The organism is Methylobacterium terricola (genome assembly GCF_006151805.1).
Taxonomy (GTDB): domain Bacteria; phylum Pseudomonadota; class Alphaproteobacteria; order Rhizobiales; family Beijerinckiaceae; genus Methylobacterium; species Methylobacterium terricola.
This window is the reverse complement of record NZ_VDDA01000015.1, coordinates 110,355-134,305: the sequence shown is the minus strand read 5'-3', so window position 1 is coordinate 134,305 and position 23,951 is coordinate 110,355. Positions and strand designations below refer to the sequence as shown.

At 73.5% G+C, this 23,951-nt stretch carries 22 protein-coding genes; 11 read left to right on the top strand and 11 right to left on the bottom strand.

The window, feature by feature from the left end; translation table 11 throughout:
- Positions 1-46 precede the first annotated feature (46 nt).
- Entirely contained in the window at positions 47-3,337 is a 3,291-nt protein-coding gene (locus FF100_RS25290) for a DEAD/DEAH box helicase (RefSeq protein ID WP_139038533.1), read from the top strand.
- 105 nt (positions 3,338-3,442) lie between these two features.
- Positions 3,443-4,939 (top strand): DUF2252 domain-containing protein, encoded by a 1,497-nt coding sequence (locus tag FF100_RS25285; RefSeq protein WP_139038532.1) that lies wholly within the window; start codon positions 3,443-3,445, stop codon positions 4,937-4,939.
- A gap of 355 nt (positions 4,940-5,294) precedes the next feature.
- On the opposite strand, the gene FF100_RS38410 is transcribed toward FF100_RS25285, so the two are convergent.
- Together FF100_RS38410 and FF100_RS25280 are read right to left on the bottom strand one after the other, a co-directional pair.
- Entirely contained in the window at positions 5,295-5,420 is a 126-nt protein-coding gene (locus FF100_RS38410; RefSeq protein ID WP_281287318.1) for a hypothetical protein, read from the bottom strand.
- Entirely contained in the window at positions 5,417-7,285 is a 1,869-nt protein-coding gene (locus FF100_RS25280; RefSeq protein ID WP_139038531.1) for a sigma-54-dependent Fis family transcriptional regulator, read from the bottom strand. Before FF100_RS25280 ends, FF100_RS38410 begins: the two co-directional genes overlap by 4 nt.
- Before the next feature lie 274 nt (positions 7,286-7,559).
- Between FF100_RS25280 and adh the strand changes: the two genes are divergently transcribed.
- The 4 genes from adh to FF100_RS25260 all read left to right on the top strand — a co-directional run bounded on the left by adh (position 7,560) and on the right by FF100_RS25260 (position 11,433).
- The gene (adh, locus tag FF100_RS25275) at positions 7,560-9,083 is read left to right on the top strand and encodes an aldehyde dehydrogenase (RefSeq protein WP_139038530.1); all 1,524 of its coding nucleotides are present in this window, start codon (positions 7,560-7,562) and stop codon (positions 9,081-9,083) included.
- A gap of 162 nt (positions 9,084-9,245) precedes the next feature.
- A complete protein-coding gene (locus FF100_RS25270) occupies positions 9,246-9,611 on the top strand; it encodes a DUF779 domain-containing protein (RefSeq protein WP_139038529.1) in 366 nt (121 codons plus the stop codon).
- A 92-nt stretch (positions 9,612-9,703) separates the two neighbouring features.
- Positions 9,704-10,201 (top strand): cyclic pyranopterin monophosphate synthase MoaC, encoded by a 498-nt coding sequence (gene moaC, locus FF100_RS25265; RefSeq protein ID WP_139038528.1) that lies wholly within the window; start codon positions 9,704-9,706, stop codon positions 10,199-10,201.
- A complete protein-coding gene (locus FF100_RS25260) occupies positions 10,198-11,433 on the top strand; it encodes a molybdopterin molybdotransferase MoeA (protein WP_139038527.1) in 1,236 nt (411 codons plus the stop codon). The genes moaC and FF100_RS25260 overlap by 4 nt, the downstream gene beginning before the upstream one ends.
- Before the next feature lie 50 nt (positions 11,434-11,483).
- Here the strand turns inward: FF100_RS25260 and FF100_RS25255 are convergent, their stop codons facing one another.
- Positions 11,484-11,750: a hypothetical protein gene (locus FF100_RS25255; protein ID WP_139038526.1), complete on the bottom strand. Its 267-nt coding sequence runs from the start codon at positions 11,748-11,750 to the stop codon at positions 11,484-11,486.
- 566 nt (positions 11,751-12,316) lie between these two features.
- Here FF100_RS25255 and FF100_RS25250 point away from each other — a divergent pair.
- From FF100_RS25250 to FF100_RS25240, 3 genes are all read left to right on the top strand, one after another.
- Positions 12,317-12,577 (top strand): NepR family anti-sigma factor, encoded by a 261-nt coding sequence (locus FF100_RS25250; protein ID WP_139038525.1) that lies wholly within the window; start codon positions 12,317-12,319, stop codon positions 12,575-12,577.
- Between the two features lie 8 nt (positions 12,578-12,585).
- Positions 12,586-13,131: a sigma-70 family RNA polymerase sigma factor gene (locus tag FF100_RS25245; RefSeq protein ID WP_139038557.1), complete on the top strand. Its 546-nt coding sequence runs from the start codon at positions 12,586-12,588 to the stop codon at positions 13,129-13,131.
- A gap of 169 nt (positions 13,132-13,300) precedes the next feature.
- A complete protein-coding gene (locus FF100_RS25240; RefSeq protein WP_139038524.1) occupies positions 13,301-13,537 on the top strand; it encodes a hypothetical protein in 237 nt (78 codons plus the stop codon).
- 171 nt (positions 13,538-13,708) lie between these two features.
- Here FF100_RS25240 and FF100_RS25235 read toward each other — a convergent pair whose 3' ends face one another.
- The 8 genes from FF100_RS25235 to FF100_RS25200 all read right to left on the bottom strand — a co-directional run bounded on the left by FF100_RS25235 (position 13,709) and on the right by FF100_RS25200 (position 22,386).
- On the bottom strand, positions 13,709-16,786 hold the full coding sequence (locus tag FF100_RS25235) for a glycosyltransferase (protein ID WP_139038523.1): 3,078 nt from the start codon (positions 16,784-16,786) through the stop codon (positions 13,709-13,711).
- 99 nt (positions 16,787-16,885) lie between these two features.
- Positions 16,886-17,878 carry an alpha/beta fold hydrolase gene (locus FF100_RS25230; protein WP_139038522.1) on the bottom strand — a complete coding sequence of 331 codons (993 nt, stop codon included), beginning with the start codon at positions 17,876-17,878 and terminating at the stop codon, positions 16,886-16,888.
- A gap of 497 nt (positions 17,879-18,375) precedes the next feature.
- Positions 18,376-18,792, bottom strand: coding sequence for a CsbD family protein (locus tag FF100_RS25225; RefSeq protein ID WP_139038521.1), 417 nt, complete (start codon positions 18,790-18,792; stop codon positions 18,376-18,378).
- A gap of 64 nt (positions 18,793-18,856) precedes the next feature.
- A complete protein-coding gene (locus FF100_RS25220) occupies positions 18,857-19,060 on the bottom strand; it encodes a CsbD family protein (protein WP_139038520.1) in 204 nt (67 codons plus the stop codon).
- Positions 19,061-19,134: 74 nt separating this feature from the next.
- Complete coding sequence (locus FF100_RS25215) at positions 19,135-20,049, bottom strand: PhnA-like protein (RefSeq protein WP_139038519.1); 915 nt, start codon at positions 20,047-20,049, stop codon at positions 19,135-19,137.
- Positions 20,050-20,202: 153 nt separating this feature from the next.
- Entirely contained in the window at positions 20,203-20,604 is a 402-nt protein-coding gene (locus FF100_RS25210) for a CsbD family protein (protein ID WP_139038518.1), read from the bottom strand.
- A gap of 68 nt (positions 20,605-20,672) precedes the next feature.
- Positions 20,673-20,831, bottom strand: coding sequence for a CsbD family protein (locus FF100_RS25205; RefSeq protein WP_139038517.1), 159 nt, complete (start codon positions 20,829-20,831; stop codon positions 20,673-20,675).
- A 94-nt stretch (positions 20,832-20,925) separates the two neighbouring features.
- On the bottom strand, positions 20,926-22,386 hold the full coding sequence (locus FF100_RS25200) for a helix-turn-helix transcriptional regulator (protein WP_139038516.1): 1,461 nt from the start codon (positions 22,384-22,386) through the stop codon (positions 20,926-20,928).
- Positions 22,387-22,649: 263 nt separating this feature from the next.
- On the opposite strand from FF100_RS25200, the gene FF100_RS25195 reads away from it, so the two are divergent.
- Both FF100_RS25195 and FF100_RS25190 read left to right on the top strand, forming a co-directional pair.
- Positions 22,650-23,336, top strand: coding sequence for a sigma-70 family RNA polymerase sigma factor (locus FF100_RS25195; RefSeq protein WP_246102343.1), 687 nt, complete (start codon positions 22,650-22,652; stop codon positions 23,334-23,336).
- 143 nt (positions 23,337-23,479) lie between these two features.
- A complete protein-coding gene (locus FF100_RS25190) occupies positions 23,480-23,854 on the top strand; it encodes a hypothetical protein (RefSeq protein WP_139038515.1) in 375 nt (124 codons plus the stop codon).
- The last annotated feature ends 97 nt before the right edge of the window (positions 23,855-23,951 follow it).

The following is a 23,951-nucleotide window of genomic DNA, read 5'->3' as shown; positions in this document are numbered from 1 at the left end:
GCAGCCCCGGGGCGTTTCCCGCACCAGACAAAGGGAGCAGGGGCCGATGGCGAAGCGCAGGACGAGGCAGCGCGCGGCGGGATTCGAGGAGAGCGTGGCGCCGCTGGTGCCGCCCGGCGCTCTCGCGGTGGCGCTGCTGTCCTTGCGCGAGACCGGGCGGCCGCTGGTCCACGTCGCCCGCGACACCCGCCGGCTGGAGGAGCTGGCGGCGCTCCTGCGCGGCCTCGCGCCGGGGATCGGCGTCGCGGTCTATCCGGAATGGGACTGCCTGCCGTTCGACCGCGCCTCGCCCTCCCGTGGCACGATGGGGGCGCGGGCCGGGGTGCTGCGCTGGCTCACCGACGCCGAGAACCTGCCCGACATCGTGCTCACCACCGCGCCGGCCCTGATCCAGCGGGTGCCGCCGCCGGAGACCTGGGGCAGCGCCCGGGTCGAGCTGACCGCCGGCGACGCCCTCGATCCCGCCCGCCTGACCGCGGAGCTGCAGCGCCTCGGCTACATCCTCGACGACCGGGTCGACGAGCCGGGCGAGGTCGCGGTGCGCGGCCGCACCATCGACGTGTTCCCGGCCGCCGCGCCGCGCCCCTGCCGCATCGAGCATGCCGGCGGCACGGTGACGGCGATCCGCAGCTACGATCCGGTGTCGCAGCGCTCCCTCGACGAGGTCGGGACCCTGGTGGTCGATCCGGCGACCGAGATCATCCTAGCGCCCGATTCGCCCGTGCGCCTGCGGCCCTTCACCGGCCAGGAGCACCAGCTGCCGACCCTGTACGGCACGCTCACGACGGTGCTCGACTACGTGCCGGAGGCCCGCCTCGTGGTCGAGGCCGGGGCCGAGGCCCGCGCCGAGGCCTTCTTCGAGCAGATCGCCGAGGGGGAGGCGAGCGAGGCGGGCAAGCGCGGCAAGGCGGTGCCGCTCTATCTCTCGGCCGCCGCGTGGACGAAGGCCCGCGACGCCCGGGCGGTGGCACAGGCCAGCGACGCGGAGGCCGACGCGATCGCGGTGCCGGTCTTCGTGCGCGAGCGCCGGCCGGGCCCGGCCTTCTCGGCTTACTTGCGCGAGCGCCTGAAGGCCGGCGAGCGGGTGGTCCTGGCGGGCGACGCCACCGCGCTGAAGCGCCTGTCGCGTCAGGCGGCGCGGGCGGCGGAGCGCGGCGTGCGCCCGGTCGCCGACTGGTTCGAGGCCGCCGCGGCCAAGCCCGGCGAGATCGTGGCGCTGACCGCCCCCGTCGGTGCCGGGTTCCGGGTGCCGGACCTCAGGGCCACGGTGATTGCGGCGCCGGACGTCTATGGCGGCAGCGCCATTGCGGCGAGCGCCGGCCAGCCGGTGATCCTGCCGATGGGCGAGGTGGACTTGCGCGTCGGCGACGTCGCCGTCGACCGCGACCACGGCCTCTGCGTGTTCGAGGGGCTGGAGCGCATCGGCACCGGCGACGGCGGCGATACCGAGGCCCTGCGCCTGCGCTTTGCCGGCGACGCGATCCTGATGGTGCCGGTGTCCCAGGCCGACCGGATCTGGCGCTACGGCTCCGAGGAGGAGGCCGTCACCCTCGACAAGCTCGAGGGCGGCACCTGGCCGAAGCGCCGGCTCACCACCGAGGCCGGCCTGGCGAAAGCTGCCCGGGCGATGCTGGCGGCGGCCGAGGAGCGCCGCCAGGCGAAAGCCCCCGCCCTGGTGCCGCCGGAGCGCGAGATGGAGCGCTTCGGGGCCGGCTTCGGATTCCCCCTCACCCCCGACCAGGCCCGGGCGGTCGACGGGGCGCTGCACGACCTTGCCGGCGAGCGGCCGATGGACCGGCTGGTCTGCGGCGATGTCGGCTTTGGCAAGACCGAGGTGGCCCTGCGCGCCGCCGCTGCTGCCCTGCTCGCCGGCAAGCAGGTCGCCGTGGTGGCGCCCACCACCGTGCTGGTGCGCCAGCACCTGCGCACCTTCGAGCGGCGCTTCGCCCGATTCGGCATCGGGGTGGCGCAGCTCTCGCGGCTCGAAGGCTCCGCGGAGGCCAAGCGCGTGCGCCAGGGCCTCGCCGACGGATCGATCCGCCTCGTTGTCGGCACCCACGCGCTGGCCGGGCGCGGCGTGTCCTTCGCCGATCTCGGCCTCGTGGTGATCGACGAGGAGCAGCGCTTCGGCGCCGCCCTCAAGGAGCGCCTGCGGAGCATGGCGGGCGACGCCCACGTGCTGACGCTCACCGCGACGCCAATCCCCCGCACCCTGCAATCGGCGCTGGTCGGCCTGAAGTCGCTCAGCGTCATCGCGACGCCGCCGGCGGTGCGCCAGCCGATCCGCACCCTCCTGACGCCGCTCCACGACGACACCCTGCGGGCGGCGCTGATGCGCGAGAAGGGGCGCGGCGGCCAGAGTTTCGTCGTCTGCCCGCGGATCGAGGAGATCGGCCCGATGGCGGAGCGCCTGAAGGCGCTGGTGCCGGAACTGACGACCGTCGTCGCCCACGGCGAGATGAAGCCGGCGGCCCTCGACGAGATCATGGTGCGCTTCGCCGACGGCGAGGGCGACGTGCTGCTCGCCACCTCGATCATCGAGAGCGGGCTCGACGTGCCGCGGGCCAACACCATGCTGGTCCACGACGCCGAGCGCTTCGGCCTCGCCCAGCTGCACCAGCTCCGCGGCAGGGTCGGTCGCGGCCAGCGCCGCGGCGTCACCTACCTGCTGACCCGGCCCGACCGGGAGCTGCCGGCGGCGGCCGAGAAGCGCCTGCGCACGCTGGAGGCCCTCGACCGCCTCGGCGCGGGCTTCGCCATCAGCGCCCGCGACCTGGATCTGCGCGGCGCCGGCGACCTCGTCGGCGAGAACCAGGCCGGGCACGTCAAGCTGATCGGCCTCGGCCTCTACCAGCACCTGCTGCAGCTGGCGCTCCGCGCCGCCAAGGGCGAGCCGGCGGAGGATTGGGCGCCGGAGATCCGCCTCGGCCTCGCCGGCGACGTGCCGGAGGATTACGTGCCCGAGCCCGAGGTGCGGCTGGGCCTCTACACCCGGCTCCTGCGCCTCGGCGGCGCGGAGGAGGTCGAGGCCCTGCGCGGCGAGGTCGAGGATCGGTTCGGGCCGCTGCCCAAGGGCGTGCGGGCGCTGTTCGCCCTCGCCCATCTGCGGGTGGCCTGCCTGGCCCTCGGCATCGCCCGCCTCACCGGCGGGCCGCAGGGGCTGGCCGTCGATTTCCGGCCCGGCTGCGCGCCGGCGGCGATGCCGCTCGGGGACGAGGTGACCGCCCGCGACGGACGGCTGATCCTGCGCCGCCCCTGCGACGAGCCGGACCGGCGCGGCGAGATGGCGGCCGAGTTCCTGCACCTCATCCAGGAGGCTCGCGACCACCAGGGTTGAGGGCAACACGTTTCGGGGCGGGATCTCATCCCGGCCCGGAACGATCGGTCACGGCCCAGGTTGACCCTCGTGCCCCGGACTGGGGCCGCCGACGAGCCGCGCCCCATGGATAGATACACTCCGGACCATCCGCCCGAGAGCGCCGTTCCCGACGAGGACGTGGACGGCGCGCCGCCCGAGGACATCGTGCTCGAGCCCCTGGCCGATTTCCCGCATATCGACCTGCGCACGCCCGGCGAGCCGTGGGAGAAGCGCCGCGCCGCCGGCAAGTCCCTACGCGCCAAGGTTCCGCATCTGAGCCACGGCCCGGCGCCGGTGCCGGAGGACCGTCCCGACCCGGTGCGGCTGATCGAGGAAGCGCAGGCCGGACGCCAGGAGCGGCTGATCCCGCTGCGCGTCGCCCGTATGGCGAGCTCGCCCTTCGCCTTCCTGCGCGGCGCCGCCACCGTGATGGCCTGGGACCTCGCCCGCACGCCGGTGAGCGGCATCGACGTGGTGATGAACGGCGACGCCCATATCTCGAATTTCGGCCTGTTCGGCACGCCGCAACGCGACATCGTGCTCGACCTCAACGATTTCGACGAGGTCACGATCGGCCCGTGGGAATGGGACCTGAAGCGGCTCTGCGCCAGCATCGAGGTGGCGGCCCGCGACCTCGACGTGCCGGATCTCGATCGCCGCGAGGCGGTGCTGGCGGCGGCCTCCGGCTACCAGCACACCATGACCGAGCTGGCGCCGCAGGGCCCGCTCGACGTCTGGCACCGGGCGGCCCGGGCCGAGGAGCTGGATTTCAGCGGCATCGCGATCGACGACGAGTCGCGCGCGGTGGTGCATCGCGCGGTCGAGAAGGCGCGAAAGCGCCACAACAAAAGCCTGCTCGCCCGGATCGGCGAGCGCCGGGTCGACGGCGGCTGGCGCTTTCGCAACGAGCCGCCGATCCTGACCTGGGTCGACGACGACACCCGCGAGGCGGTCACCGCCGGATTGGAGCGCTACGCCGAGACCCTGCCGCGGGAGCGCCGCTTCATGCTGAGCCGCTACCACGTCGTCGACGTCGCCCACCGGGTCGTCGGCGTCGGCAGCGTCGGCACCCGGGCCTACGTCGCGCTGCTCTGCGGCAACTCGGACCAGGACGTGCTCTTCCTCCAGGTGAAGGAGGCGGTCCGCCCTGCCCACGCGCCGTACGTCGCCGGCATGCCGGAGCCCTACGCCTCGCACGAGGGCGAGCGGGTGATCTACGGCCAGCGCCTGCTCCAGGCCGTCGGCGACCCGCTGCTCGGCTGGACCACCATCGAGAGCCGGCCGTTCTACGTCCGCCAGATGAAGAACATGAAGGGCGAGATCCCGCTCAGCTGCATGCGCGGGCAGCCGCTGGTCTACTTCTCGTGGGCCTACGGCGCGCTGCTCGCCCGGGCGCATGCCCGCACCGGCGACGCCGCCGCCATCGCCGGCTATTGCGGCCGCGACCGCCACGCCGACTTCCGTGAGGCGCTGGCGGATTGGGCGCGGTCCTATGGCGACCGGAACGCGGAGGATCACCGGTCGCTGCTGGACGCGATCCGGGCCGGGCGGCTGGAGGCGGCGGCGGATCCGGAGCTTTGAGGGCCCCGGTCCGCGGCATGGTCGCGACGCAGCGTCAGGCAACGTGAGGTCAGGCGGCGCGGATCGTGGCGACGAAGCGGCCGACCTCGGCCGTGCGGTGGTCGGACTGGCGCGGCAGCTGCGAGGCCGCTCCCAGGACCCGGTTCGTCGCCGCGCCGGTTGGGCCAACGCCTCGAAAGTCCCGCCGAGATCCTCGGCCCGCGCCTTGTCGATCGCGGCCCGCAGCTTCGTGTCACCGCGCATCCTGTCGACGATGCTGCGCGTCACATCGAAGGTGACGGCGGTCTGGCGCGCCAGACCGCCGGTTCGAGGTGTTCCGGCATCGTGAGCGCACGGTTCTGCGAGAGCGCATTGATCAGATCCGGTCGCTGATCGAGGCGAAGTGCCGGGGCGGCTGCGGGTCGTTCTGCCCATCCGGGATCGTGGTGGCGCTCTTCGCGGCCGCACCTCCTTCCGGCGCCCGGGCTGGGCCCGCGATCACGGTGTCGCCCGCTCGGAGAGACATCGCCGGTACAGCGTGCTTCGGCTGATGCCGAGGCTCCTCGCCGCCCGGCTGACATTGCCACCATGGGCCGCCAAGGCCGCCCGCATGGTCTCCTGCGCCAGGATGTCCAGACGGCCGGCCTCTCGCTCGGGCCGGGCCGCCGGGGCGCGGGCCGGGCGGGACGCCACTCCCTCGGGCAGGTCCTCCGGCCCCAGCACCTCCCCGGTCTCGGCGAGCGCCGCCAGCGCCCTGAGGCAGGCCGCGAGCTGGCGCAGGTTGCCGGGCCACGTCGCCTCGGCGAGCGCAGCCTCGCACGACTGCGACAAGGTCACGCCGCGGGCAGGACCGTCGGACCGGGCCCACAATCCGCGCACCAGGGCGAGGCGGTCCGGGCGCTCGCGCAAGGGGGCCAAGCGCACCCGGTAGGGGGCGATGCGGTAGAACAGGTCGGCCCGGAAGGCGCCGTCCTCGACCATCGCCGACAGGTCGCGGTGGGTGGCGCAGATCAGCGCGAAATCGACCGGGATCGGGCGTGTGCCGCCGACGGGCAGCACCTCGCGCTCCTGCAACGCCCGCAGCAGCCGCGATTGCAGGGACAGCGGCATGTCGCCGATCTCGTCGAGGAACAGCAGGCCGCCATCGGCCTGGCGCAGCAGGCCCTTGGCGCCCTGCCGCGCCGCGCCCGTGAAGGCGCCGGGCTCGTAGCCGAACAGCTCGGCCTCGATCAGCGTCTCGGGGAGCGCTGCGCAGTTCACCGCGACGAAGGGTTTTTGCGATCGCGCGCAAGCGGCGTGGGCGGCGCGGGAAAACACCTCCTTGCCGGTGCCGGTCTCGCCCTCGACCACCACCGGGATACCGGCCTCGATCAGGCGCACGGTGCGGGCGAGGAGCCGTTCGGTGGCAGGATCGAGGATCGGCGCCTCGGGGTCCGGGACCACGGGCGCGGGCTGCGCCGGCTCGGCGTGCGGCCGACGCCGGGCGGGGGTGGGGGTACCTTGGAGGCGGCCGTAGAGCGGCGCCCCGGTCGCATCCCGTAAGGAGAGCGGCCCGGGACGGAGGTCGCCGCCATGACCGCCCGCGTGCTCGGCCCCGAGATCGCCCCAGGTCAGGCCGAGCAGGGAGAGGCCGTGCCGGTTGGCGCCGACGAGGCGCCGCCCCTCGAAGACCAGCACGCCCTCGCGCGGGCTGCCGAGGAGGCCGGCGTCGCGGTGAAGCCGCAGCACCTCGCAGCCCGGCGGCACCGCGTCGAGCAGGCGGTGCTCGATCGCCGCGACCGCGAGCCCGACGAGCCCGAGGGCGTGGCCCTGGTGGACCGCCGCAGGTCCCGTCAGGTCGAGGACGCCGAGCACCGTGCCGTCGGAGCCGAGGATCGGCATCGCCGCGCAGCTCAGGATCCGGTGCGGCTCGAAATAATGCTCGGGCCCGCGCACCTCGACCGGCCGGCGCTCGACCAGGGCCGTGCCGATGGCGTTGGTGCCGGTCAGGCTCTCGTTCCACGGAACGCCGGGGCGGAGCGCCACCTGCGCAGCGCGGCCGGCGAAGGAATCGCTGCCGAGGGTGTCGAGGATCAGCCCGTCGGCATCGGTGAGGATGACGAGGCTCCCGGTCGCCCGCGCCTCGGCGTGCAGGGTCTCGATCTCGGGCCGGCAGCGCTGGCGCAGGGCCTCGCTGCGGTCGAAGGCGGCCCGCATCTCGGCGGCGCTCAGCGGCTCGACCCGGGGACGCTGCCCGAAATCGAGCCCGAGGGCGGCGCAGCGCTCCCAGGAGCGCAGGATCGGCGGCGGCGGCTCCGCAACCCCCGGCCCGAAGGCCTGACGCCTCGCCGCCAGCAGGGTGCGGGGCGTGGTCACGCGGCTCTGCATGCCCGGCCTCCCTCCCATGTCGCCGCCGCTGTCCGGCGGGGTGTCGCTGTTTGCGACAGGTGTCGCAGGTGTCGCACGCCGGGTCCAGCCTCGCGGTGCCGCAGCCGGGTCGGAGTTTGGTCGAAGGTCGCGCTGCGAGGCGCCTAAACGCGATGTCTGCCAATGGCTTCCCGACGAGGGAAGGAGCCGGGCCCGATGGGTGCGGCCGGCTGGCACGCGGGCTGCGGACAGATATTCCGCCACGCCCCGCGAGGGGACGAAGTGGGAGGAACACATGAACAAGCCGGAACTCTTCGCCGAGGCCAAGACCAAGTCGCCCTTCTCGGCGCGCTACGACAACTTCATCGGCGGCCAATGGGTGGCGCCCGTCGCCGGCCGCTACTTCGAGAACACGTCGCCGATCACCGGCGGGGTGATCTGCGAGGTCGCCCGCTCGGACGCGCAGGACATCGAGCGCGCGCTCGACGCCGCCCACGCCGCCAAGGAGGCCTGGGGCCGCACGGCGCCGGCCGAGCGCGCCCGCATGCTGCTCAAGATCGCCGACCGGATGGAGGACAACCTCGACCTGATCGCGCTCGCCGAAACCTGGGACAACGGCAAGCCGATCCGCGAGACCACCCACGCCGACATCCCGCTCGCCATCGACCATTTCCGCTACTTCGCCGGCTGCGTCCGGGCGCAGGAGGGCTCGCTCTCCGAGATCGACCACGACACCGTCGCCTACCACTTCCACGAGCCGCTCGGCGTCGTCGGCCAGATCATCCCGTGGAACTTCCCGATCCTGATGGCGGTCTGGAAGCTCGCCCCCGCGCTCGCCGCCGGCAATTGCGTGGTGCTGAAGCCGGCCGAGCAGACCCCGGCCTCGGTACTGCTGCTCGCCGAGCTGATCGGCGACCTGCTGCCGCCGGGCGTGCTCAACATCGTCAACGGCTTTGGCCTGGAGGCGGGCAAGCCGCTGGCCTCGTCGCCGCGCATCGCCAAGATCGCCTTCACCGGCGAGACGACCACCGGCCGTCTCATCATGCAGTACGCCTCGCAGAACCTGATCCCGGTGACGCTGGAGCTCGGCGGCAAGTCGCCGAACATCTTCTTCTCGGACGTCGCCGCCGAGGATGACGACTTCCTCGACAAGGCGCTCGAGGGCTTCACGATGTTCGCCCTCAACCAGGGCGAGGTCTGCACCTGCCCGAGCCGGGCGCTGGTGCACGAATCGATCTACGACCGCTTCATGGAGCGGGCGATCAAGCGCGTCGAGGCGATCACCCAGGGCTCGCCCCTCGATCCCGCCACGATGATCGGCGCCCAGGCCTCCTCCGAGCAGCTCGAGAAAATCCTCAGCTACGTCGATATCGGCAAGCAGGAAGGCGCCGAGTGCCTGACGGGCGGCGCCCGCAACGTCAAGGAGGGCGAGTTCGCCGGCGGCTACTACATGCAGCCGACGGTGTTCCGCGGCCATAACCGGATGCGGATCTTCCAGGAGGAGATTTTCGGGCCGGTCCTGTCGGTCACGACCTTCAAGGACGATGCCGAGGCGCTCTCGATCGCCAACGACACCCTCTACGGCCTCGGCGCCGGCGTCTGGACCCGCGACGGTTCCCGCGCCTATCGCTTCGGCCGGGCGATCCAGGCCGGCCGGGTCTGGACCAACTGCTACCACGCCTACCCGGCCCACGCGGCCTTCGGCGGCTACAAGCAGTCCGGCATCGGCCGCGAGACCCACAAGATGATGCTCGACCACTACCAGCAGACCAAGAACCTACTGGTCAGCTACTCGCCGAAGAAGCTCGGGTTCTTCTGAGGTCTGGGCCAGAGGCGGGGCAGGCCCCGCCTCTTCGATGGACTTTCCGGTATAGGGGGTGGCACGGGTTTCCCCCTCTCCCCGCCCGCGGGGAGGGGGGAGGGCCCGCGCCATTGTCGTCCCCGCGCCGCTCCCCGCATCCTCGCCCCAAGGACGCCCCCGATGACCGCACCGCCACCCCGCGTCACCGCCACCCCGGCGGCCCTCGCCCTGATCGCGAGCCTGCGCCACGAGCACGGCGCGATCCTGTTCCACCAGTCCGGCGGCTGCTGCGACGGCTCGGCGCCGATGTGCTACCCCGTCGACGACTTCCTGATCGGCGACGGCGACGTGCATCTGGGAGAGATCGGCGGCACCGCGTTCTACATCAGCGGGCCGCAATACGAGGTCTGGAAGCACACCCAGCTCATCATCGACGTGGTGCCGGGCCGCGGCGGCATGTTCTCGCTGGAGAACGGCTCGGGGCAACGCTTCCTGCTGCGCTCCCGCGTGTTCAGCGAGGCCGAGAGCGCGGCCTTGGCGATGTGAGCCTTTGGCGATATGGGCCTTGGCGGTGTGAGGCCGTGGCGGGGCCGGCTCGCCCCGTGCTAAGCGCGGGACAGTCCTCCCGGAGCCAGGCCATGCCGACCCTGACCCATCTCGACGCCGCCGGCGCCGCCAACATGGTCGACGTCACCGACAAGGCCGCGACCGATCGCGCCGCCCGCGCCGAGGGCCTGGTGGTGATGAATCCCGAGACCCTGCGGCTGATCCGCGAGGGCGACGCCAAGAAGGGCGACGTGCTCGGCACCGCGCGCCTCGCCGGCATCATGGCGGCCAAGCGCACCCACGAGCTGATCCCGCTCTGCCACCCGCTGCTCCTCACCAAGGTGCGGGTCGAGTGCGAGCCCGACGAGGCGTTGCCGGGGATCCGCGTCACCGCCGAGGTCCGGGTGCAGGGGCCGACCGGGGTCGAGATGGAGGCGCTGACCGCCGTCTCGGTCGCGTGCCTGACGGTCTACGACATGGTCAAGGCGGCCGACCGCGGCATGCGGGTCGAGGGCGTGCGGCTGCTGCACAAGAGCGGCGGCCGCTCCGGCGTGTGGGAGGCTTCCACCGGCCGCGGGGCCGGCGAGTGAGCGCGCTCCTCCCCGTCTCCGAGGCGCTGGCCCGCATCCTGGCGGGGGCTGAGCCCGTCGGGGCCGAGACCGTCGCCATCGCCCAGGCCGCCGGCCGCACCCTCGCCGAGGACGTGCGGGCTTTGCGCACCCAGCCGCCCTTCGCCACCTCGGCGATGGACGGCTATGCCGTGCGGGCCGCCGACGTCGCCGGGGCCTCGCCGGAGGCGCCGGTGCGGCTCGCCGTCGCCGCCACCAGCGCGGCCGGGCACGGCGCCCGCGGGCCGGTGAGGCCGGGCGAGGCGATCCGCATCTTCACCGGCGCGCCGCTCCCCGAGGGGGCCGACACGGTGGTGATCCAGGAGGACACCGACCGCGACGGCGACGCGGTGCTGGCGAAGGCCGGCAACCCGCCGGGCCGCCACATCCGCGGCAGCGGGCTCGATTTCCGCGAGGGCGACCGGCTGCTCCAGGCCGGCGAGCGCCTCGACGGCTGGCGGGTGGCGCTCGCCGCCGCCGGCGGCCATCCACGTCTCAGCGTCCGGCGCCGGCCCCGCGTCGCGGTGCTGGCCACCGGCGACGAGCTGGTGCGCCCGGGCGAGCCGGCCGCCTGGGACCAGATCGTCGCCTCGAACGGGCTGGCGCTCGCCGCGATGGCGGAGGCGGCCGGGGCCGAGGCGATCGATCTCGGCATCGCCGGCGACAGCTTCGCCGCCCTCGAGGCGGCGATCACCCGCGCCCGCGACGCCGAGGCCGACCTCCTCGTGACGCTCGGCGGTGCCTCGGTCGGCGACCACGACCTCGTCCAGTCGGCGCTGACGCGGCAGGGCCTCGATCTCGGCTTCTGGCGCATCGCGCTCCGCCCCGGCAAGCCGTTGATGCACGGCCGCCTCGGGCCGATGGCGGTGCTGGGGCTGCCGGGCAACCCGGTCTCGTCGGTGGTGTGCGGGCTGCTCTTCGTCCAGCCGCTGATCCGGGCGCTCCTCGGCGATCCGGAGGCCGGGGCCGATCGCAGCGAGCCGGGTCTCCTCGGGCGCGACCTGCCGGCCAATGACGGGCGCCAGGACTACATGCGGGCCGCCCTCGACACCGCGCCGGACCGGTTGCCGGTGGTCCATCCGGCCGAGCGCCAGGATTCCTCGATGCTCTCGGTGCTGGCCCGCTCCGAGGCGCTGCTGATCCGCGCCCCCCACGCGCCGGCGGCCCGGGCCGGCGATCCCTGCCGCATCCTGCGGCTCGACCGGGGCTTGTGACGGGGCCGGGGGATGGGCCGATCCCCCGTCGCCACCTCCCTGGTCCGAGCTCAATCGTCCGACGGCTTGCCGCCGGTCTTGCGGTCGTAGGCGGTGATCGCCGCGCGGCATTGAGGCGAGAGCTTGGCCCGGTTGCGCGTGAAGCAGCGCTCGACCTCCGGGCTGTCCGGGTCCGCCCCGGCACAGAGCTTGAAGTAGTCGCCGGCACAATTCATCTGCAGGCCCTGATCCTCACGCTGGGCGAGGGCCGGCGTCACCGCCAGGATGGTCAGGACGGCCGCGGCGGCGGCGGGCACACGAAGTAACGTCGGGTTCAAGGCGTCATCCCCGCTGGAGAAGAGAAGCAGCTAGGGTAGGTGCCCCGGGCCGCCGGACAAGCGCGGCCAGGTCACACAGGCGAACGGATGCGCGTCCGCCGTCGTGGAGGCCGGGACCGCCGCCGCGCACCCGCCCCGCGCCGGGGATCCCGGGGCGAGGCCGTCGCGGCGACCGCCGCGAACGTCCTTGCGCACGATCAATACCCTCGCGCCTTGGCGTCGACACGGCGATGCCAAGGCGTCCGGCGCATCGGCGCCGGTGCCCGTTCGGGCTTGCCTTGCGCCGTCGAACCGATCCGTTCGAAGGCGCGGCGGTATAAGCCCATTACTTGGTTTGCGACTTGGTTCGCGACTTCGCGCACGTCTTGGTGTCGTACAGTCAAGCTGTGCGGTGCGGCCGCGCTTGGATTAAGGTTTGCTGAATATCATTTTCAGATCACATTAAATTCCACGGCTTTATTGCGGCGCCAACGAAGCGTGAGGCGGCTCCTTATCGGCGCGCCGCGGCTCCGGCAGGCATCCCGTCCGCCGTGGCCCGGCCCCGTCAGCCGCGAGGCAAGGCGGCGATGCGCGACGACGAGACCGACACCGACGCTCCGGCCGGCCCGGAGCCGAGATCCCGCGGGCGCGCCTCTGGACCGGGCGAACTCGATGCCGGCACCCGGCGACGGCTCGGGCGAGCCCTGCGCGCCCATTACGCCGACCTCCTGAGCGCCCCGGTGCCTGAGCGCTTCGCCGCGCTCCTCGCCGGGCTGGACGCCGCCGCGGCACCGGCGGACGCCGCCGCGGCCGAGAGCCCCGACGTCACCCCGGAGGATGCGCGATGACCGGTCCGATGAAACCCGTCGATCCCGAGATGCGCGCCCTGCTGCTGGGCGCGATCCCGGCCTTGCGCGCCTTCGCGTTCTCGCTGACCCGCGATTTCGACCGCAGCGACGACCTGGTGCAGGAGACGCTGGTGCGGGCCTGGACCAAGGCCGACAGCTTCACCCCCGGCACCAACCTCTACGCCTGGCTGTTCACCATCCTGCGCAACCTGTTCTATTCCGAGCAGCGCAAGCGCCGGCGTGAGGTCGAGGATGCCGACGGGGTGATGGCCGGCCGCCTCACCGCGCTGCCGGACCAGGAGGCGCGGGTCGAGCTGTCGGCCTTCCAGGAGGCGCTGAACACCCTGCCGCCGAGCCAGCGCGAGGCGCTGGTGCTGGTCGGGGCGCAGAACTTCACCTACGAGGAGGCCGCCGAGATCTGCGGCGTCGCCGTCGGCACGATCAAGAGCCGGGTCAGCCGGGCCCGAGTCCGCCTGATCGAGCTGCTCGGCATGACCGGCCCGGACGACATCGGCAGCGACGGTGCGACGCTGGCGGCGCTGAGCCACCCGTGACGACGCGGTCCGGATCGGCCCGTGCCGGACGCGGCGCGGGCCGGCCCATCGTCCCCGACGCCGCACCCCTGGAACCGTTTTTCGGCCCGCAGGGTTTCGATGACCCAGCGGCAAACCCGGCGTGCAGCCGGTCCCGCCGCACCGTCATCCCGTGCTGGAGTTGGTTCCCATGCCCCGCCCCTACGAAGCCGTCGCGGATGCGGTCCGCATCGCCCGTGCCATCGTGATGCAGGAAGGCACGGCGCTCGCCGTGGCGGCGCGGGCCGGCGACGACGCCGCGGTCGACGCGGCGAGCTGCGACCTCGTCAGCCGCATCGCTCAGGCGATCCTCGACGCCGAAAACGAGGCCATGGCCCGCAACCTCGTGGCGGCCGACGCCTTCCCGATGCGGCGCTTGAGCGCGTAAGGCGCCCGCGCCCTGGTCTTCCGGCCCGCCGGGCGCGGCCGAACTCCGCCACGTCATTCCGGGGCCGCACGGCGGAGCCCGGAACGACGCGCGGCCGCCGATGCCGCCGAGCCATCACCTTCCGCCTGGCGGTGAGTGCCGGTGCGCGGCGCCCCGGCACTCACCGCGGCCTCAGGGTGCCGAAGCCGCCTCCACCCCGGCCCCCGAGGCGATCGCTGCCTCGTAGGCGGCGAGGCTTGGCGCCGTCGCCGGCAGGGCCGGGATCGCGACATCGGCCAGCTGGCCGCGCGCGGCCAGGAGCCCATCGAGCAGGAGCCCGGTGTCCCGTGTGAACGGGAGCACGAGGCCGCCGCCCTCGGAGCGAATGCGCTCGGCCGGGGCGCCGGTGTCGAGGGCGACGACCGGGTAGCCGGCGGCCCAGGCCTCCGACAGGACGTAGGAATAGGTCTCGGGCCAGACGCTCGCCAGGAACACGTAGTCCGGATCGGCTTCGGCGAGGAGGCGCGGCAGCTCCTCCGGGCGGTACGAGCCGGTCACCGCCAGGGTGCCGAGGCCCTCGATCCGCCGCCGGTCGGCGACGTCGCCGATCACCGTGAAGGCGATCGGCCGCCGCTCCCGGGCCGCGCGCTCGGCCAGGGCCACGACGAGCTCGAAGCCCTTGTGGGTGCCGATGCCGCCGACGAGCGCCACCCGGACGGCGCCGGTCCGCGGCCGGCGCGGCCGGGCGGCGGCCGGTCCCGGGGCTGCGTCCGGATGCGGCACCACCGCGATGCCGGTCAGGCCGAGACGGCGGGCGTAGCGCCCCGCGGTGTCGCGGGAGGGCGCGACCAGATGCCGAGCGCCGCGCAGGATCCGCTCGTTCGTCGCAAGCCAGCCGTCGAGGCCCCCCCCCATCAGGGCGTTCTGGTCGCCGTAATCGTGGGTGACGCCCCGCACCGTGCAATGGCGGCAGACGTCCGGCGGCGGCTCCTCGCAGTAGAAGTCGCGCCCGTCGACCAGGTGCACCTTCGGGCAGTACCACTGGTAGTCGTGGAGCGTGACCGCGTAGGGCCAGCGGCCGGAGAGCAGCCGGTCGAGGGTACCCGAATCGTAGCCGAAGCGGGCGTCGAGGTGGAGGTCGACGGCGACGCCGCGTGCCTCCAGTGCCTCGAGGAGGCCGAACAGCTCCTCCGGCCGCAGGGACAGGCGCGCCGCGGCGGCGTCGAGGGCGAGCGTCAGGCCTCCCCGCGCCGCCGGCGCCAGGGCACCGATCTCGTGGTCTTGCGCCCGGGCGAGGCCGGCGACCTGATCGATGTAGCGCGCCGCGCCGCCGCCGAGCCCGTGGCCGACATGCAGGGTCAGCCGCCGGAAGCGCCCGGCGAGCAGGTCGCCGAGCACGGCGTTGCGCAGCGGCCGCAGCGTATCGGCGGCGATGAAGGCGTCGACCTCGTCCTGGTATTCCGGGTAGAGGGCGACGAGCCGGTCGTGATTGCGTTCCAGGATCGCCAGCCGCTCAGCCTTCCCGAACGACACCGAGCCCTCGTGCTCGACATACGTGTCGGTGGCGGCGACGTGGATCCAGCCGAGGTCGCGGGCCTTGAGGCACCAATCGACCTCCTCGCAATAGCCCCGGCCCCATTCGGGCGAGAGCGCCCCGACCTCGTCGAGGGCCTGCCGGTTCAGGTAGAGGCAGAAGCCGATTCCCGTCGGCAGCGTCACCGGCGCGGGCGCGGCCGCCTCGAGGGCGGCGTCGATCGCCGCCGGCGCAAGGCCGAGGAGCGGCCCCTGCGCCTCGGGCATGCCCGGGAAGCCCAGGATGGTGGCGTTGTTCGAGAGCGGCGTGGCGCTGGCGATGCCGGGGCGGCGGTGGCAGGCGCGGGCGAGCTTGTCGAGCGCGCGGGGCGACAGCACCGTGTCGGCATTGACGAGGATGCAATCCTCGCCCGGCTCCAGCAGGGCGAGGCCGCCATTGACCGTGCCGATGAAGCCGAGATTCTCGCGGTTGCGCAGGACCGTGAGACCCGGATGCCCCTCGGCCGCGAGGTCGTCGAGGTAGCGGGTGACGGCCCCGTCGGGCGAGGCGTCGTCGATCACCAGCGCCCGTATCCGGCCGGGGGCGAGCTGCGGCAGCAGCGAGGCGAGGCAGGCCTTGAGGTCGGACAGCCCGTTATAGACCGGCACGATCGCGCAGGCCGGGGGCGGCGTGCGGCCGCTCTCCGGGACCGGCTCGGGCGCCGCCGGCTCGGCGACGACGAGGCGGGCGCCGCCACCCGGCCGGACCGCCGCGACGAGGCGGTCGCGCAGGGCCCGGCGCTCGGCGAGCGACGCCGACGGGTCGTTGGGCAGCAGCAGCGCGCGGGCTTCCGCCCGGGCGAGCTCGATGGTGCCGCGCAGGTGGCCGATCACCTCGCCGGCGCCGATCGGGCCGACCGCCAGGTCGGTGCCGGGCTTGAGGAGCCCGGACGGGAAGGCGAACGCCGCCGAGTGGCGGCCGAACGCCTCCAGCAGGTCGGCCCGCGGATGGGTCTCGACCTGCGCCACCTCCTCGCCGTTGCGGACCGCCCGGATCGTGGCCGGCCGGTCGGGTCCGGCGGCGTCGAACACCCAGCCGGTGACGCGGCTCGGCGCCTCGACGTGGAGGCTGGCGCGCAGGCGCGGGGCGTAGGCGCCGACCGTCTCGACGGTGTCGCCGGCCCGCACGCCGATCGTGTGGGGCTGCCCGTCGAGGGCCCATGCCGGCAGGGTCAGGCGAAAGCCGTTCCACCCGCCCTCGCGGCCGCCGAAGCGCAGCTCCGGCCGGTAGATCCCAGGCCTGACCGGATCGCCCTCCAGGCCGTCGACGACGAGGTGGACCGCCGGCAGCGGCTCGGACGACAGCGACGAGACCCAGCCCGCGAGCACGCCGCCGACGACGCCATCGAGGTGGATCGCATGACGGCCCGGTCCGACCGCGATCCGCTGCTGCTCGGCCCGGCCCGGCTCGGTCACCGTCAGCCGCACCACCGCGGGCGTGCCGAACACGGCCGGATCGAGGGGGGCGTGGAGGTAGGTGGTGCCGGCCTCGACGAAGCGGCGGTCGAAGGCGAGGCCGCGCTCGCGCTCGCCGCCCTGGGCCAGGGTGAGCCCGACCTCGTCCGGATCGGCCTCCGGGTTGAGGGCGACCAGGATGCCGCAATGGTAGGCCCGCGCCCAGGCGACCGGGCCCGGGGGAGGCACGAACCACTGGCGCCCCGTCTCCGCGAGGCGCCACGCGCGTTTCAGGATCGTCACGTCGCTCAAGTCCGCACTGATGGGAGGGAGCCGCCGGCTCGGCCGACGACCTTTCCTCCTCCTAACCGAGACCGGGGCCGTCTGCGAACTGCCGCGGCGTCACAGCGGCGACCGTCTTTCGCAGGGAGCGGTGGACAGGGCGGCGAGCACCCGGTCGGGGGCGGTCTGGTGCAGCATGTGGCCCGCCCCCGCGACCGCGACGAGGCGGCTGCCGGGGATGTGGTGGTGGAGCGCCACCGCCTGGTCGGCGTGGGAGAGGAGCCGGTCGCCGGTGCCGGACAGGATCGTCACCGGCATCCGAAGCGCCGCGTAATGCGGCCGGAGCGCGAAGGCATCCGGCACCAGCAGCACGGATTCGGCCGCCGCGCTGCGGAGCTGCGAGGGACGCAGCACCATCTCGACCGGGAAGTCGCGGGCGAAGCGCGCCGGCACCGGGGCCGGGCCGAACAGGCGGTCGAGGATGCGCGGCCAGAGCAGCCGGCTCGTCACCGGCGCGACCGTGTGGCTGAGGATATCGCCGAGCCCCGGCAGGCTCTGCGGCGCGAAGAGCAGGCTGTCGATGCGGGGCGAGGGGAAGTAGTAGCCGGATTCGAGGATCAGCGCCCGTACCCGCGCCGGATCCTGCACGGCGAGCGCGATCGCCACCTGCGCCCCCCAGGAATGGCCGAGCACCACGGCCTCGTCCACCCCGAGGCTGTGCAGGGCGCCGCGGATCAGCCCGGCCTGCATCGCCGGGGTCCAGATCCGGCTGCGCGGCCGCTCGCTGTAGCCGAAGCCCGGCCGGTCGACGACGACGACCCGGTGCGTTTCGGCGGCCCGGTCGACGAGACCGCTGACCAGCCAGTCCTGGATCAGGCTGCCGTTGCCGTGCAGCAGCACGAGGGCCGGCCCGCGCCCGCGCTCGAGCACATGCAGCCGGGTGCCGCCGACCTCGACGAAGCGCCCGACCGGCGGCGTCGCCCGCTCCGCCGCGCGGGCCCGGCGGCCGTTCTCGACCACGCCGGCCCCGAGCAGGGCGGCGCCCGCCAGGGCGACGCCGGCCGCGGGGGAGAGGGTGGGCGAGGGGGGAGGGGAGTGGGGCTGTGCAGGCATACCGGCACAACCGCGGGGATGGTGGGATGGTTCGGTGATGGTCATGGAGGACCGCCGCGGCCCGTCCCCCCGTCCTCTCGCATCCTCCGACGAACAGTCGCGATGGGGCCGGATCCCCTTGTTCCCCGGGCCTGCCCGGGATCCGTCGGGGAGAGACGACGTCGGGAAGGCCCGACGTCTCGCGGGGAGACGACCTGATCGACCGTGTCGTCGCCGAAGAGACTGGGCCTGGAGGAGTCCCCTCCGAAAATACCCCTCACCCTCGCCCTGCGGGCTCGCCGCGCCCCCCTCAACAGGGGCAGGGCCCTCTCCCCATCCGCGGGGGGAGGGGGGAGGCCTGTGCCGCTCCAACTCCCGAGCCGGAATCAGTACGTCCGGCCCGGCCGCGGCCGTGAGCCGCGCCGGCTCAGGTAGGCGATCAGCTTCGGCAGGACGAAGAGGGTGAAGATCTTGCGCAGCATGGGCTTGTTTCCTGTCGGGTCGGCGCGGTGACGGGGTCAGCGCGAGCGGCGGACGAGCCAGCCCGCCGCGAAGGCGAGGGCGGCCAGGCCGACGAGGGTGTTGGTGCGATGCCCCTCGGCGTAACGCACGGCGCGCTGCCGGTAGACCTGGCCGCGGCGATGCACCGCGCGGGCGGTGTCGCGCCCGTCCCCGATCAGGGCGTCGGCCCGCGTCCGGGCGGTTTCGGCGGCGTCCTCGGCCCGCCCGCGCAACGCGTGGGCGAAGCGGCGCCCGTCATCGATGAGATCCCCGGCCTGGTCGCGGGCTCGGCCATAGGCGTATTGCGCGCCGCCGGCGACCTGGTTGGCGGCGCCGCGCGCCTGCCGCACGGGATCGCCGCCGAGGCTGCCGAGGGCGCTCTGGACGCGGCCCTTCAGGTGACGCGACGCGCCACGGAACTCGTCCCGGTTCATGCTGTCCTCCTGAATGTCGGGAAAAGGGCGGCGGCGAGACGATCCCGCCGCCGCGGCGCGAGCCTCAGCGGCGGCCCGTCAGGGTGTCGGCGGCGTTCTTGACGCCGTCCTTGACCTCGCCGACGGTACGCTGGGCCTCGCCCTTCAATTCCTGGGCCTTGCCCTCGGCGACGAGCCGGTCGTTGCCGGTCGCTTGGCCGAGGCCCTGCTTGACGTTGCCGACGGCCTCGTTGGCCAGGCCCTTGAGCTTGTCGGTGGTGCTGCTCATCGAACGCTCTCCTCAGGTCGAAGGGGGGGCGGGGGAAGGAGGCTCCCGCCGCGGCGGGCGGGAGCCGGTTCACGTCAGACGCGGCGGGTGGTGTAGTCGGCGCCGACCAGCTTCGGGGCGCCGAGGCGACCGCCGAAGAAGGCGGCGGCGGCGCCGAGCAGCAGCGCGATCGCGGCGTAGAAGGCGCCCTGGGTCGCGGCCGACTTGGCGGCGACCGTCGCGGCCTCGGCCTTCTGCTTGGCGGTGGCGACCGCCTGATCGTACTGCTTCTGGTAGTCGTCGATCTGCGCCTTGGCCTGATCGGGCGAGATGTTCTGGGCCTTGGCCAGCGCGTCGGCGGCGCGGGTCTTGGCCTGCTCCTTCTGGGCCTGGTCACCGGTCAGCAGGGCGCGCACGGCGGCTACCGCGGCGTCGCGGGCGGCCTGCGGGTCCTGGCCGGCGGCCTGCTGGCGCACCTTGTCCTCGATGCCCTCGAGCGGGTTCTGGATCTTCGACAGCGACGGGGCCGCGGCCTGGGCGGCGGTCTGCACCGTGCCGCCGACGAGGTTGCCGGCGCCGCCGAGCGCGCTCGAGACCGTGCTCAGCGTGCCGCCGACGAGGCCGCTCGCCGCCGAGGTGATCAGGTAGATCACCACCAGGGTCGTCACCGCCCAGGAGACCAGGCCGTGCAGGGCGGCCGCGCCCGGCAGCGGCTTGCCGGAGAGCCGGCCCGCGATGGCGCCGCCGACGAGCGAGGCGACGATGCCCGAGACCACGAACCACAGGCCCGCGCCCATCGAGACCGTCGAGGCGGCCGGGTTGTCGCTGGCATTCACGCCGACCGAGGACAGGCCGATGCCGACGCCGACGAGGTTGAGGATCACCTGCGTCACCAGGGCGGTCACGGCGCCGGCGAAGATGGCGCCCCAGGAGACCTGGTTCAGCAGGACGGCGCGGGTATCGGCCTGGGCCGTGGCCGCGAGGGGGGAGACGGGGGTCTGGAGGGTCACGTCGTTACTCCGAGTCGTTTACAAACTGGTCGTTGGCAGGGTCGTCCGTGGGGACCGTGCCGTGTGTCGGGACCGGTGCGGCCCGGGCGCCGGGCGCTCTCCCGCCGCGGAGCCGGGGCGCGGGACTGGTCCGCGCCGGGGTCGGCCGCGCGGTCAGTCGCGGCTCGTATTGACCAGGAGGCCGATGCCGAAGCCGACGAGGCCGGCGATCACCAGCGAGGCGAGCGGGTACTCGGCGACCTGATGGCTCACCTGGCGGGTGCCGCGGCGCAGAACCTGGCTGCCGCGCTCGTAGGCGTCCTCGGCATAGTCCTGGGCCTCGCCGGCCAGGTCCTGGGCCCTGCCGGCGGCGCGGCCGGCATAGTCCTGGGCCTGGTCGGCGGCGTGGCGGGCGGTGTCCTTGGCCTGGCCGTAGACGTTCTCCGCCGCGCCCTGCGCCTCGCGGAACCGGCCCTCGGCCGAGTCGCGGTGCGAGCCGGCCAGGTCGCCGACGGCGCCCTGGATCTTGCCGCCGAGCTCGCGGGCGGCGCCGGTGATGCGATCGGTATCGACCATGGAAATACTCCTTGGATGAGAGGGGGATCGGGCGGCGCCCCGTGCGGGGCGCCGGATGACGTGTCGCGTCAGTCCGGGCGAGGCGCGGGCCCCCGTGGGGCTTTCGCCTCGTCCCTCTGACGCCGGCCCTCGGCCTCGACCCGGACATCGCCGGTGAGCTTGCCGATCGCCTCCTTCACCGAGTCCTTGACCTGCTCGGTGGAAGTCTTTGGCGCGCGCTCGGTCATGAGCACCCCGTGAAACCTGAGAAACTCCGACTGGGGCGAAGATGTGCGCCCGACACGCGCATTCAATGGTAGAACCGTACCGGTATCCTGAGCATCAGCTACCGGAGGCGTGATGCGGGAAGCCGTGCTCGCGGCCCCACAGGATCACCTCGGTGCGGCGATGCACGCCGAGCTTGCGATAGAGCGCGGCGCCGTGGTTGCGCACGGTGTTGCGCGACAGGCCGAGCTTGCGGGCGATGCCGTCGTCGTCGAGGCCCGAGCAGATCAGGTTGAGGATCTGCCGCTCGCGCAACGTCAGGTCGGGCACCGCGCCGCCCGGGGCCTCGCGCCCCGGCCGGCGAAGGTTGGCGAGCTTCTCGATCAGGCCGCGGCTGAACCACGAGGTATCGGCCATCACGGTCTCGATCGCGTCGAACAGCTCGCGCTCGGTGTGCTTGCGCTCGGTGATGTCCTGCAGGACCACCAGCATGAACTCCGTGTCGTTGATCGTCACGCGCTCGGCCGAGACCAGGCAGTCGAGGTCGGTCCCGGTCTCGTGGCGCAGGCACACCTCCAGCCCGAGCGCGTAGCCGGTGCGCGTCAGCGCCGCCTCGAACCGCCGACGCTGCTCGTCCGAGACCCAGAGCCCGAACTCGCTCGGCGTGCGGCCGACCACCCGGTCCTCGCCGAAGCCGAAGACCCGTCCGAAGGCCTCGTTGACGCTGGTGACCTGGAAATCCTCGCCACGGGCCAGCATCGTCGGGACCGGCGTGAGCCGGAACGCCTTGGCGAAGCGCTCCTCGCTCTGGCGCAGGGCCGTCTCGGCCTTCCGGCGCAGTTCCAGGTCGGCGAAGGTGAACAGCATGCAGGGTTCGTCGCCCATCTCCATCGGCTGGCCGGCGACGATGACGAAACGGCCCGCGCCGTCGGGCAGTTCCAGGCGCGCCTCCATCTGGGGAATCGTGCCGCCTTGGTTGAGCCGCGACACCGCGAGATCGCGGTTGCGGGCATTGGCCAGCACGTCGACCTCGTAGACGCTGCGGCCGATCACGGCGTCGCGGGTGTAGCCGGTCATCTCCAGGAAGCCGGCATTGACCTTGACGTGGCGCAGGTCGGAGAGCCGGGTGATCACCGCCGGAGCGGGGTTGGCATTGAAGGTGCGCTCGAACCTGTCCTCGGCCTCGAACTGGTCCGAGACGTCCTTAAGGATCAGCGCCAGGCAGCTCGGCCTGCCCTCCCGGTCGGTGGCGACGAGGCTGCGCAGGGAATGCACGAAGCCGACATCCGGCCGGTCGGTCCGCGTCACCTCGACCACCACGTCGTGGAAGCGCTCGCCGGCGACGACGCGCTCGATCGGGTAGTTCTCCGGCGCCCGGTGGTTGCGGTAGCGCAGGGCGAAGCGCTCCCGGTAGGCGTCGACCGTCACGCCGATCTCGTCCAGGCTCTCGGCCCCGTGCATCGCCAGCGCGGCCTCGTTGGCGTAGGCGATGGTCTGGTCGGGCTCGACCAGGATCACCCCCTCGCTGAGGCCGGCGATGATCTGCCGGAGTTCATGCCTGTCGACGCCTGCGGTCACGGCTCGCTCGCCTCCGTCATGCTCGTGAGGACCGCCGGGGGCGGCTTCGTCGCTGCCTCTCTGGCAGCGGAGCACAAACGGATCGCGCGCTATCGGGTTCCCGCCGGTCGGCGCGATGCACCGGTAAAATCGTATCATTGACGTAATTGGCGGCGACCAGAAATAAGTCCTGTCTTCGCCTGACCGGCGCATTGCCCCACGGGATTCGCCCGTCGGAGCGGCCGGCCTCGTCCGACATGACGATCCTTTACGAGCCTTCCACCGTGCGCACAGACGATGAGCCGCGCGAGCCGGTCGCCGCATCGGACGATGCCATCGCCCTGATGCGGTCGCATCTCGGCGGGCTTTTGCGGGACAGCTATCCCGAGATCGCCGCGCTTGATCCGGCGTCGCGCCTGGGCGAGGTCCTCGCGCGGCTGACCCTGGCCCTCGACGCCGCGCAGGCCGGGGGCGACGTCTCCGCCGGCTTCAAGGCCGATCTGATCGGCGCGGTGCCACGCCTGCGCCGCTATGCCCAATCGCTGACCCGGCACGGCCCCGATGCCGACGACCTCGTCCAGCAGACGCTGCTCAAGGCCTGGGAGCACCGGCGCCAGTTCGTCCCCGGCACCAGCCTGCCGGCCTGGCTGTTCGCCATCCTGCGCAACGGCTTCTTCAACGGGCGCCGCAAGCACCGCCTGGAGGTGCCCGATCCCGACGGCACCCACGCCGCCGGCCTCGCGAACGCGGCCGAGCAGGAGCACAAGGCGAGCCTGCGCGACCTGCAGGCGGCCCTCGACCGGCTCGACTCGGCGCATCGCGAGGCCCTGGTGCTGGTCGCCGTCGAGGGCATGACCTACGAGGCCGCCGCCGGCGTGATCGGCTGCCCTGCCGGCACCGTGAAGAGCCGGGTCAGCCGCGCCCGCGACCGGCTGGCCCTCGACCTCGACTACGCCGTCGGCGGACCCTGAGCGCCGCTCCTCGCATCCGCCCGGTCCGGGCACCCCCCATCGTTCCGGCGCTGACCCCCGAGGCGTCCGGAACGGTCGCGGGCCGGGCACGGCTCGGTTCCCCCGTCCGTGCCCGGTCCCGTCGCGTCCCCTCGGAGGAGATCATGACCCAGTCCCGCCGCCAGGCCCTCGCGCCGATCCTGTGCCTCGTCCTCGGCGGCCCGGCGGCCGCGGCTCCGGCGGCGAACCGGTTCGACGGCGCCTGGTCGGTCGTCGCCATCGCCGAGACCGGGGGCTGCACCGGCCCCTACCGCTACCCGATCGTGATCCGGGACGGCGTCGTCGACGATGCCGGGGACGGCGGCATCGACGCCTCCGGGCGGGCCGCGCCCGACGGCCGCATCGCCGGCACGATCCGCAGCGGGCTCGCCAGCGTCGCGGTCACCGGGCGCCTGCGCGGCGCCGCCGGCAGCGGGCGCTGGAGCCTGTCGGGGATCAGCCCCTGCGCCGGGCGCTGGACCGCCCGGCGCAGGGGCTGACATATCCTTTGCGTCACCATGTCCGATCGTCTTTCGCGCCGATCAGTTCGTTAACGGGTCGACTTGAGCATCCCCTGCTGCAGATGGTCCTCCGCTC

Excerpts from the sequence above, each read along its gene's own strand:
- FF100_RS25290 (WP_139038533.1), top strand. The coding sequence starts at position 47 with ATGGCGAAGCGCAGGACGAGGCAGCGCGCGGCGGGATTCGAGGAGAGC.
- FF100_RS25285 (WP_139038532.1), top strand. The coding sequence starts at position 3,443 with ATGGATAGATACACTCCGGACCATCCGCCCGAGAGCGCCGTTCCCGAC.
- FF100_RS25280 (WP_139038531.1), bottom strand. The coding sequence starts at position 7,285 with ATGCAGAGCCGCGTGACCACGCCCCGCACCCTGCTGGCGGCGAGGCGT.
- adh (WP_139038530.1), top strand. The coding sequence starts at position 7,560 with ATGAACAAGCCGGAACTCTTCGCCGAGGCCAAGACCAAGTCGCCCTTC.
- FF100_RS25270 (WP_139038529.1), top strand. The coding sequence starts at position 9,246 with ATGACCGCACCGCCACCCCGCGTCACCGCCACCCCGGCGGCCCTCGCC.
- moaC (WP_139038528.1), top strand. The coding sequence starts at position 9,704 with ATGCCGACCCTGACCCATCTCGACGCCGCCGGCGCCGCCAACATGGTC.
- FF100_RS25250 (WP_139038525.1), top strand. The coding sequence starts at position 12,317 with ATGCGCGACGACGAGACCGACACCGACGCTCCGGCCGGCCCGGAGCCG.
- FF100_RS25245 (WP_139038557.1), top strand. The coding sequence starts at position 12,586 with ATGAAACCCGTCGATCCCGAGATGCGCGCCCTGCTGCTGGGCGCGATC.
- FF100_RS25240 (WP_139038524.1), top strand. The coding sequence starts at position 13,301 with ATGCCCCGCCCCTACGAAGCCGTCGCGGATGCGGTCCGCATCGCCCGT.
- FF100_RS25230 (WP_139038522.1), bottom strand. The coding sequence starts at position 17,878 with ATGCCTGCACAGCCCCACTCCCCTCCCCCCTCGCCCACCCTCTCCCCC.
- FF100_RS25225 (WP_139038521.1), bottom strand. The coding sequence starts at position 18,792 with ATGAACCGGGACGAGTTCCGTGGCGCGTCGCGTCACCTGAAGGGCCGC.
- FF100_RS25220 (WP_139038520.1), bottom strand. The coding sequence starts at position 19,060 with ATGAGCAGCACCACCGACAAGCTCAAGGGCCTGGCCAACGAGGCCGTC.
- FF100_RS25210 (WP_139038518.1), bottom strand. The coding sequence starts at position 20,604 with ATGGTCGATACCGATCGCATCACCGGCGCCGCCCGCGAGCTCGGCGGC.
- FF100_RS25205 (WP_139038517.1), bottom strand. The coding sequence starts at position 20,831 with ATGACCGAGCGCGCGCCAAAGACTTCCACCGAGCAGGTCAAGGACTCG.
- FF100_RS25190 (WP_139038515.1), top strand. The coding sequence starts at position 23,480 with ATGACCCAGTCCCGCCGCCAGGCCCTCGCGCCGATCCTGTGCCTCGTC.